Source organism: Microbispora amethystogenes, from assembly GCF_016863015.1.
In the GTDB taxonomy this organism is placed as follows: Bacteria; Actinomycetota; Actinomycetes; order Streptosporangiales; family Streptosporangiaceae; genus Microbispora; species Microbispora amethystogenes.
Genome location: NZ_BOOB01000070.1, coordinates 26,477 through 33,315, shown reverse-complemented (window position 1 = coordinate 33,315; position 6,839 = coordinate 26,477). Strand labels below are relative to the sequence as shown.

Sequence of the window (6,839 nt, the reverse complement as noted above, 5' to 3'; positions counted from 1 at the left end):
GGTGAAGCAGGAAGCCGCAGAGGTGCCGCACAACGCGGCACGGGCTGAATCCCCGGCCTTCAGGCCGAGGAGCGCGTCAACAGTCCGACTCGGTGGCGCAGGCCATCGCCGACGGCGTACGGGTCATCAACTTCTCGATCGGCGGCAGCTCCGATCCCTACAGCGACGCGGTCGAACTCGCGTTCCTGGACGCGTACGCCGCGGGCGTGTTCGTCTCGTCCTCGGCGGGCGGTGAGGCAGGGCGGGTTCGACTACGGCGGCGGGCGCATCGACCTGACCAAGGCGGGTGACGCGGGCCTGACCCTGGACGAGACCGCGGTGAACTACGCCGCCTCGGCCGCCGACCCGCTGAACCGGATCGACCTCAACCTGCCGTCGGTGAACGCGCCCGTCATGCCGGGCGTGATCAGTGCGAAGCGTACGTTCGTCAACCCGACCACCAAGACGCTCACGTACACCGCGCTGGGCACCACGGTCAGCGGGGCGAACATCACGGTGCTGCTGCCGCTCTTCACGGTGAAGCCGGGCAAGAGCCAGAAGGTCACCATCCTGATCACCGCGCCGGACCTGCCCGACGGGCAGTACTTCGGCCAGGTGAACCTCAAGCAGGTCGGCGGCAGCCGGGAGCAGCACCTGCCGGTGGCCTTCTACCGGCGCGAGGGCGCGGTCCCGATCGACCAGACCTGCACGCCGAGCACCATCGCCAGGAACACCGGGCAGTCCACCTGCACGGTCTCGGTGCAGAACACCACCCTGCAGGACACCGAGGTCACCGCGCTCAGCACGCTCGACGCCAAGCTGCGGCTCACCGGCGTCACCGGCGCGACCCAGGTCGGCAGCCAGCTCGTGACGACCAAGAAGACGCTGGCGGGGAGGCAGCCGGACAGGCCGGTCATCGCCCCGGGTTCCAGCCCGGTCGGCTACGTTCCGCTCGCGGCCTTCGGCATCACCCCGACGCCCATCGGCGACGAGGAGGCGCTGAACTACACCGTCCCGGCGTACACCTTCGCGGGCCGTACGTTCACCAGGATCGGCGTCGTCTCCGACGGCTACACGGTCGCGGGCGGCACGAACGGCTCGGCGGACATCCAGTCGACGCCGCAGACGCTCCCCGACACCGCCCAGCCGAACGGCGTGCTCGCGCCGTACTGGACCGACCTGGACGGCACCGGAGCGCCCGGCGTCTACGCGGCGGCACGCTCAGCTACTCCTTCACGTTGAAGGGCGTGTCCGCGGGCACCGGCTCCGTCATGACCGCGACCTCCACCCCCGAGGTGAAGGGCATCACGGTCGAAGTCGACAAGATCACCGTTCAGTAGAGGTTGCCGGGGGCCTTTCGCAGCCTCCTGCTGAGAACGCCGGGCCCGGCGGACACGCGTGTCCGCCGGGCCTTCGCGTTCACGCGGACCGCTCGTTTAGAGAACATGTATGGCACATGTTGACGAAGCAGACACAATATTGAACGAATCGGGGATGGGGGGACATTCCATGAGTAGCCACTACCGGCGTGCACGAGGCGCCGTTCGTCAGCCTGCGGGAAGCACACCCGGCCCCCATACAGCACCTCAGCACGAAGGCATTCTCAGCCAGGCGAGGTCATGAAGCATGTCGGCATCCAACCGGAGAACACGCGCCTCGGACTTTGTGGACCGCAGAACAGCACGCTCTCTGATGGCCATCCATGCCGCGGTCGAGAGGCTCAGCCTTGCGAAAGGATTCGACTCGATCACCGTCTCTGACATCACGGCGCTGGCCGACGTGCATCGCTCCACCTTCTACCGACACTATCGCGACAAATTCCACCTGGTCGAAACCTGCTACGAGAATGGAACGCGCAAGGGGCGGGAGATCCTTCTCTCAGCCGCCGGTCCGGTCGCCTCCCAGCAGTTCATCACCGCATTCGCCCAGGTACTCGACCACATCGCCGCGCATCGGAACCTCTATTCCGCGCTGCTGATCCACAAGAAGAGCCTCTGGTTCGAGAGCTGGCTCCACGAGCACTGGATCGGCCTCATCAACGACGTCTACCGGAGGTCCCCACCCCCGGCCGCGCAGATGAGCGACGAAGCCCTGTCCGACCTCAGGACCGGAATAGCCGCGCACGCCTCCGTCGCCACCTTGAGGTGGTGGGTCCGGGAGAAGCAGTGGCTGACCTCCGAGCAACTGGCCCGCTGGTACACGAGGCACGCTCTCCCCGACATCTCCCGGCACTTCCCGCCGGGATGGCCGGGCGTCCTGTGACCGCCTCACGCAACCGGCCGCCCGGCTCCCATGTGATCACGCGCTCATGGGCGTCGAGCCGTCCGCCCCTCCGACGAAACCGGTCGCCATCTCGACCGCCTTCACGGGGTCGTCCGCGTAACAGCGCACCCTCGTGATCGGATGCTCGCGCCCGCGCAGTTTCACGACGTGCGTACCCGTGAGTTCGATCACGATGTTCGTGGAGCTGGACACCTCCATCACCAGAGTCCCGCCGACCACCTCGGCCGATCTCAGCAGCCCTTTGCCGCCCCTCTCGACGCGGACCGACTTGATCATCGCGACCGGTACGCAGACGTCGTAGAACGACGCGAAACGCAGGCGGAGCCGTCGCGGTCCGATGGCGTGCGGGTAGACGTGCAGAGCCGCCAGGAATCCGGCCAGCCACAGCAGTCCGATGATGGTCACCACGAACAGGACCATGCGTACCGCCGGCCAGGGAAGAGCGAGGTGGACGACCACGAGCAGCACGCCGTCGACCACCATGACCAGCCACATGATCGTACGTACTTCCCTGCCATAGGCGATGGCGACCTCGTCCGCATCGAGGGCCTTCCTGCGGCGGGCCGCCAGGTACAGCGCACGCCACAGAAGCAGATCCTGTTTGAGGACGGCGGCGGCCGGCGCGGGCAGCACCGCGTCGAGGGCCGCACCGGTGGCTCCCATCTCGTCGCACCCGTCCGCCCGCGCGGCGCGGTAGACGGACCACGCCGATCTCGCCTGCAGCAGGACGAGCCCGAACAGCAACGACTCCACGATCAGCACCATGCGGGCCCCGGTGCCGAAGTCGATCATCCCGGTCACCAGCAGCAGCACCTCGATCGCGAGCACGGCGGGGATCAGCCACCGCCCCGCCGAAACCAGCCTCCCCGTGGAGGGTCCGCCCTCAGGTTTCATCGAGGCACTCCCATCTCTGCTCCGACACCACCCACGCCTCCCTGATGAGGTGATCGTCCAGATAGGAGTACGGCAGCCATCCGTACCCGTTCCTCGCCCACCCGGACCCCCAACTGTTCCGGATCAGGAAAGCGCCACCCGCCTCCTGGCCGCGCGGCCGGTCGTCATATCCGGCAACAATCACCACATGCCGTCCGAACGTCCTCGCACCGTTGGGTGGCACCGGCATCACATGCGTCCGGAACGAGGACAGCTGAACCGGATGAAGGGGAATGTCGACCGCTATCGGAATCCCGCTGACGAGGAGTTCCTTCAGCAGGCGCAGTTCCACCGGCGGAGCGTTCTGGAAAATCGGATGGTACTTTATTCCTCGCCGGTCCGCCGCCCGGCGAAAACACCGGGGCGGCGGGTCCATGTTCTCGCGGTCCTCCCTGAAAGGCCATTCCTCCTCTTCGACCATACCGAATCTGTTCCACGCGTCGAAGCTGTGGACCAGCGTGGATCCGGCCCTGTCCGGGTCTCCCATCACCATGCGGGAGGTACGGTAATTGAACAGGACGGAGGGGGTGAAATCCCGTTCCCTACCGCGGCGCGCATAGAAGCCGGCGATCCCGGTGGCCACGGCGGCGGTGCACAGAGGAACGGTCCGCTGGTTCACGACCGGCGGGAACCAGGCGCTGAGATCCACGGAGATCGGCATACCCGGCCCATCGAAGGGCTGGACCGCCCAGGGCGTCCGGAAAGGCAGCAACGTGACCCACACACCTACACGGCACGGGCACCGGAATCGCGACCGGCGCGCATGAGGCCGGCCATCCTGCTGTGCCGGATCCTCGTCGCGCGGGAGAACGCTTTGAGCGCCGCGGTGCCGAACTCCTCGGTGAGCCTGCTTTCGCGTTCGTAGTGACCCGACATGTCGGCACCCCGAACGAGAAGAGCACTGTCCCGCCCTCCCAGAGGGCGCACGCCGGGCCGGATGAAGTCGATCGCGAAGCAGACCCGATCCGACCGGCTCGCGTTGGGACCAGAACTATGGATCGTCGTCGGCAGGTGCAGCGAGCACTGCCCCGCGGTCAGCGTGACGTCCAGCGCCGTTTCATCGTCCACGTCGAACTCGACTTCCTCGCCACGCATGAGCGCCGGCACGCCGGACCCTCGGAAGCTGTGGGACAGGAGCCCGCTCCGGTGCGTACGCGGCGCGTACCGCATCGTGCCGTTTCCGCGGTCGGTGTCGGTGAGCGCTATCCACATGCGTATCGCCTTGCCGTCGAAATCCTGCCAACCGTAGTACGGAGCGTCCTGATGCCAGGCGAGCTCTCCAGGGCTTCCGGCTTTCCTGAGGAACAGGCTCGTGGCCCAGACGAGCAGGTCGGGTCCGAGCACCTGCTCCGCGATCGCCAGGACACGGCCGTCGTGCACGAGGCGGTCGGCCCACCCCGCGACCAGATGACTTTTCGGGAACGTCCAGTTGTGGCCCAGGACGCCGCCCACCCTGGTCGCGAGTTCCTCGTACCTGCGCACCTCCCGGAGGATCCCCGCCGCCTCCTCCGGCATCAGAAGATCCACGGGGAGACAGAAGCCTTCGGTCCGGAGCATCGAGATCTTCTCCCGGTCCAGCCTCGTCACAGCCGGACGCCTTCGCTCGCCGGAGTCACCGGCGCGGCCGGGGGCAGTAACTCCACGACCCTGGCCAGCAGGGCCGCCGCGTCCTCACTCTTGGTGTCGGGCGCGGAGGACGCGAAGAAGCCCGCGATCCTGTGGTGTTCTTCCGCGGTCACCTCTCCGGCGATCACCCGGAGCACCCGGTCGACTGTCCGCTCGGGGAAGTAGAGCGCCTTGGCCGCGCGGAGGAAGACCTCCCCCGTCCGTTCCTCGAAGGCGCCGACGGATACCCCCGCCCGCACGGCGAACCTCATGTTGACCATCGGCTCGGAGAGGGGGGTGTACTCGCCCTCCAGATAGATCATGGCCACTTCGTCGTCCGCGTCGATACGGCCCGACAGGTACTCCTCGAAGATCTTTCCGACGCCCTGCATCCCGTATGGCGCGCATTCCACCGCTCGGAGGGCTCCCATACTGGACGAGCCGAGTAGGTGGATCCCCTGGTCGACCGCTTTCAGCACCTCCTTCGGGGAGATCGACAGGCTCTGCATGAAGCGGCCGTCGACGATGCCGATCACGGTGGGGGGCACGTCGCGGGCGAGGAGCGCGTCGATGTCACCCCTCTGGATCGGCGGGAGGATCTCGATGTCCGCCCGATCCGGAACGAACTCCCGCCGGAGGCTTGGGCCGGCGAACACAACGGCTGTCATGGAAGCTCCTCGATCAAACGGTGATCGCGAGATCACGCTTTCTCCCCGCCAACTCGTTGAGCGCTCTTGTCCACGCTCCGGCGCCTCGTTCTCCCAGCTTGCTGTAGTCGACCCCCCAGGATTCGAGGTGCGGAACGATCAGTCGCACGACGCTCACCGGAATCCCAGGAGGAGAAAGGTCCACCACCACCGCACGCCGTATTCCACAGGAACGAAGCCTGCCGAGCATGAACGTGATGTCCGCGATGATGTCCTCACTCGGATGAGAAGGAATTTCGGACATCCGGACACGCGTGCCGACCGGACGCCACGCCCAGCCGCCCTTGTCGAGAGTCGACGATCTGCGTACGTGGTACAGGTGCCTCGGAACGTCCTCGCCGGGGAGGCTTATGTCCTCCCTCATCGCCTGAATGTCGACAGCCCTGCCCTGCGCGCACTCCGAGATGGCCCTCAGCAGCGCGACCTCGGCGTCGGGGTGCGTCCCGAAGCCGCCGTGCCCCTTCGACACCGTCGGCCCCAGGTCCTCGGCCGTGGCCGCCATGAAACTCGCCACTCCGAGGTCGGTGGTGATGTTGATCAGCCGCATCTCGATGCCGGCCGCGTGAAACCGCTGGACGAGCGCCTGCGCCCGCGGAGGGAGGCTCTCCATGTCGAGATGGGGGTGCAGCTCCTTGAGGCGCTCGAAGATCGCGGCGGGCTGCCGCTCGACGTGCAGCCCCTTCTCCAGCACCTGGGACAGCTGACTGCTGAGCAGCTCGGCGATGGTGATCGAATCGCGTTCGATCACTTCGCAGAGCGCATGGCAGACGGCCTCCTCCAGGCTGTTTCCCGATGCCAGCCCGTTGGTGGTGGATATCTCATAGGTGGGCGGCTCATGCATTCTCATGTTGTAGACCGCGCCGTCCTGCGGCACCAGGACCGGCTCCTCGTTGAGAATGTCGTACCCCTCCACCCAGGAAATGGGCGCGTCATCTCGGTAGTGCCGGGACAGCTTCAGGTTGTAGTTTCTGGGGTCGAGCACCGCGCGCCCCTGCGACAACAGCTCCTCGTAGGAGGCGATCGCCGCGGGCCGGACCGGAAGCCAGGCGGAGAACCTCTCGATACCCTCCATGACGGCCGAAGTCATGGCGTCGATCGGCCGAGCGCCTTTCCCGTTGTAAACGGAGATCACATCGTGCGAGCGCGGCGAGATGGCGTTGTAGACGGGTATTCCTACACGATCCAGCCAGGTGATGTCGGCGACACGCGTGATACCGGCCCGCCGCAGATGCGGTCGCACACGGTCCCACGTGACCTCGGAACTCACCTCGCGGTGCGCACCAGTCCCATTTATCTTCGGAATATGCGTACGAAGGCGCATGCTTCCTCCTC

Annotated in this window: 8 protein-coding genes; 3 read left to right on the top strand and 5 right to left on the bottom strand. The window is 66.5% G+C overall.

Annotation, left to right across the window (positions count from 1 at the left end; translation table 11 throughout):
• Window positions 1-92 precede the first annotated feature (92 nt).
• The 3 genes from Mam01_RS34970 to Mam01_RS34960 all read left to right on the top strand — a co-directional run bounded on the left by Mam01_RS34970 (window position 93) and on the right by Mam01_RS34960 (window position 2,241).
• Window positions 93-290, top strand: coding sequence for a hypothetical protein (locus Mam01_RS34970; protein WP_204289518.1), 198 nt, complete (start codon window positions 93-95; stop codon window positions 288-290).
• Window positions 232-1,221: a hypothetical protein gene (locus Mam01_RS34965; protein ID WP_239101851.1), complete on the top strand. Its 990-nt coding sequence runs from the start codon at window positions 232-234 to the stop codon at window positions 1,219-1,221. Before Mam01_RS34970 ends, Mam01_RS34965 begins: the two co-directional genes overlap by 59 nt.
• Before the next feature lie 450 nt (window positions 1,222-1,671).
• Window positions 1,672-2,241 (top strand): TetR/AcrR family transcriptional regulator, encoded by a 570-nt coding sequence (locus Mam01_RS34960; protein ID WP_204289517.1) that lies wholly within the window; start codon window positions 1,672-1,674, stop codon window positions 2,239-2,241.
• Window positions 2,242-2,277: 36 nt separating this feature from the next.
• Here the strand turns inward: Mam01_RS34960 and Mam01_RS34955 are convergent, their stop codons facing one another.
• From Mam01_RS34955 to Mam01_RS34935, 5 genes are all read right to left on the bottom strand, one after another.
• Window positions 2,278-3,156, bottom strand: a complete 879-nt coding sequence (locus tag Mam01_RS34955; protein WP_204289516.1) for a hypothetical protein — start codon at window positions 3,154-3,156, stop codon at window positions 2,278-2,280.
• Window positions 3,146-3,844 (bottom strand): C1 family peptidase, encoded by a 699-nt coding sequence (locus tag Mam01_RS34950; RefSeq protein WP_204289515.1) that lies wholly within the window; start codon window positions 3,842-3,844, stop codon window positions 3,146-3,148. Before Mam01_RS34950 ends, Mam01_RS34955 begins: the two co-directional genes overlap by 11 nt.
• Window positions 3,845-3,921: 77 nt before the next feature.
• The gene (locus Mam01_RS34945; RefSeq protein ID WP_204289514.1) at window positions 3,922-4,782 is read right to left on the bottom strand and encodes a phytanoyl-CoA dioxygenase family protein; all 861 of its coding nucleotides are present in this window, start codon (window positions 4,780-4,782) and stop codon (window positions 3,922-3,924) included.
• Window positions 4,779-5,468 carry a TfuA-like protein gene (locus Mam01_RS34940; protein ID WP_204289513.1) on the bottom strand — a complete coding sequence of 230 codons (690 nt, stop codon included), beginning with the start codon at window positions 5,466-5,468 and terminating at the stop codon, window positions 4,779-4,781. Before Mam01_RS34940 ends, Mam01_RS34945 begins: the two co-directional genes overlap by 4 nt.
• 13 nt (window positions 5,469-5,481) lie before the next feature.
• Window positions 5,482-6,828: a YcaO-like family protein gene (locus Mam01_RS34935; RefSeq protein WP_204289512.1), complete on the bottom strand. Its 1,347-nt coding sequence runs from the start codon at window positions 6,826-6,828 to the stop codon at window positions 5,482-5,484.
• Window positions 6,829-6,839 lie beyond the last annotated feature (11 nt).

What these genes read in the sequence shown, in the direction of transcription:
- Mam01_RS34960 (WP_204289517.1), top strand. Translation starts at nt 1,672, where the DNA reads ATGGCCATCCATGCCGCGGTCGAGAGGCTCAGCCTTGCGAAAGGATTC.
- Mam01_RS34940 (WP_204289513.1), bottom strand. Translation starts at nt 5,468, where the DNA reads ATGACAGCCGTTGTGTTCGCCGGCCCAAGCCTCCGGCGGGAGTTCGTT.
- Mam01_RS34955 (WP_204289516.1), bottom strand. Translation starts at nt 3,156, where the DNA reads ATGAAACCTGAGGGCGGACCCTCCACGGGGAGGCTGGTTTCGGCGGGG.
- Mam01_RS34935 (WP_204289512.1), bottom strand. Translation starts at nt 6,828, where the DNA reads ATGCGCCTTCGTACGCATATTCCGAAGATAAATGGGACTGGTGCGCAC.